We start from the raw sequence: 2,191 nt of genomic DNA, 5'->3' as shown, positions 1-2,191 counted from the left end.
CGACACGGGGCAGCTGTGGTCGCCCCTTACCCCCGGGGACCACCACCGCGTGGCGCACGCGGGGGCCGAACGGCGGGGGGGCGCGCGCTGACGGCCGCCGCCCTCACCCGAGGACGAACTCCCGGACAACCGCGCCCACCTCGCCCCAGTCCGGCCCGAGCCAGACGAAGTGGCTGTCGGCCAGGCTCTCCACGAGCACGGCTCGCGGCAGGGCGGCGGTGAGCGCCTGGGCGTGGGCGAACGGGACGGCGCCGTCCCGGCGGGTGGCGACGACGAGCGCGGGCTGCGCCACCGGCGGAACGCGGTCGGGGAACGCGGCCAGGTCGTTGCGGAACCCGGAGCCCGACCGCATCCGCGACAGCAGCGCCACCAGGTCCGCGCGCTGCTCGGCGGTCAGCGCGGCCAGGACCAGGCGCGCCCGCGAGGTGGACAGGTCGCCCAGCAGGACCCGGAGCCCCGCACCGGGCCGGATCCGCAGGAGCAGGCGCAGCGCCGCCCAGACCGGGCGCTCGGTGGCGGGCGAGAAGGCGGCGCGGGCGGCGAGGCGGGTGCGCCGGTCCGGCCAGGGCAGCGGGCCGACCGCGCTCCACAGCACCACGCGCGCCACCAGGTCGGGGTGTCGGGCGGCGAGCGCGAGCGCGGTGGGTCCCCCGGCGGAGACGCCCACGACGGCGGCCAGCCGGGTGATCCCCAGGTGCTCGCACAGCTCCCGGACGACGTCGGCGAACCCGTCCGGCGTGCCGCCCGTCGACAGCGGGGTGCGCCCGTAACCGGGCCGCGAGGGGACCAGCACCGAGCAGCGCCCGTCGGCCAGCGCGTCCTCCCCCAGGGCGAGCCCGGCGCGCAGGTGCCCGCCGTGGAGGACCACGACCACCTCGTCGCCGCGCCGGTCGAAGCGGTGCTCAACGACCCCGCCAGGCAGCCGCGCGAGCGCCGTGGGCAGGTCGACGCGGATCGGGGAGGTGGGGTGCGGCACGGTCGGCTCCAGGCGTCGGCGGGTCACGACGCCGACCAGGCTTCCCGGCACACCAGGCCCAGTGCGGGCGATGCGGCCACCGTACCGCCAGCTCGTCCGGCGCGGAAGCGGATCACCGCTGTCCAGCGGCTCCCCACCGCCCCTCCGGGCAGCGAACCCCGCCCTTCCGGCCGGCATCCGCCCCCGCCCGCGCCCGCCCGGTATCGGCAGCCGTCCGGCCGCCCCCTACCGGTGCGAGCGGCGGCAGGCCGCACGACCACGGGGAGGACCCATGTCGATCCGAACACCGCGCCGGAGACTGGCCGGAGCGCTGGCGCTCGCGCTGGCGGCGTCCGCGCTCGCCACCACGACCGCGACCGCCGCGCCCGACGCGCTGACCATGGTGAACGGCGAGGGCAGGACCATCACCCTGCCCGCCGCCGCCACCTCCGCGCTGAGGTCCGCCGCCGCGGGCAGCTCGGGCACCACGACCACCCCCGACCGCAAGCCCTCCCCCGACCTCGGCGCCGCCTCGGTCATCGGCGCCGACGGCCGCGTCCCGGAGTCCGCCCCGTCCGCCTTCCCCTGGGGCGCCATCGCGCACCTGGAGACGAACCGGGGCGGCTGCACCGGGTTCATGCTCAGCCGCGACGTCCTGGTGACGGCGGGCCACTGCGTGCACTCCGGCGGCAGCTGGGTCACCTCCTACCGGGTCACCCCCGGCCGCACCGGCGGTTCCGCGCCGTTCGGCAGCTGCGGGGGCGGCATCGCCGACGTGTGGACCACCAGCGCGTGGATCAACGGCTACCCGAGCGACCACGACTACGGCCTGGTCAAGCTGACCTGCGACCTCGGCTACCGCACCGGCTGGTTCGGCTGGTGGTACAGCACCGGCGAGAACCTCGTCGGGCAGCACCTCTACGCGGAGGGCTACCCCGGCGACAAGCCGTTCGGCACGATGTGGTGGGACGGCGACAGCGCGTACTCGCAGACCGCGAACAAGCTCTGGTACTGGATCGACACGGCGCGCGGCCAGAGCGGCTCGCCGGTCTACCACTACAACTCGACCACGCCGGGCCTGTGCGCGGGCTGGTGCGTGACCGCCATCCACACCAACGGCGTCGCGGGCGGCACCCCGGCCAACAGCGGCACCCGGCTGCGCCCCGACGTGATGTCGTTCGTCGACTACTGGATCTCACGACCGTGAGCGGATCGGGGGCCGGGCCCGCGGAGGTC

Annotated in this window: 2 protein-coding genes; one reads left to right on the top strand and one right to left on the bottom strand. The window is 76.7% G+C overall.

Annotated elements, in window-relative coordinates:
• Positions 1-103: 103 nt before the first annotated feature.
• Positions 104-1,003, bottom strand: coding sequence for an alpha/beta fold hydrolase (locus tag ACTUAL_RS11845; RefSeq protein WP_440900275.1), 900 nt, complete (start codon positions 1,001-1,003; stop codon positions 104-106).
• Positions 1,004-1,247: 244 nt separating this feature from the next.
• On the opposite strand from ACTUAL_RS11845, the gene ACTUAL_RS11840 reads away from it, so the two are divergent.
• On the top strand, positions 1,248-2,162 hold the full coding sequence (locus ACTUAL_RS11840; protein WP_440900274.1) for a trypsin-like serine peptidase: 915 nt from the start codon (positions 1,248-1,250) through the stop codon (positions 2,160-2,162).
• Positions 2,163-2,191 lie beyond the last annotated feature (29 nt).

Source organism: Actinosynnema sp. (assembly GCF_052038725.1).
This window is presented reverse-complemented; position numbering and strand designations above follow the sequence as displayed.

Bases quoted from the DNA above. Each gene is read 5' to 3' on its own strand.
- ACTUAL_RS11840 (WP_440900274.1), top strand. From the start codon at position 1,248: ATGTCGATCCGAACACCGCGCCGGAGACTGGCCGGAGCGCTGGCGCTC.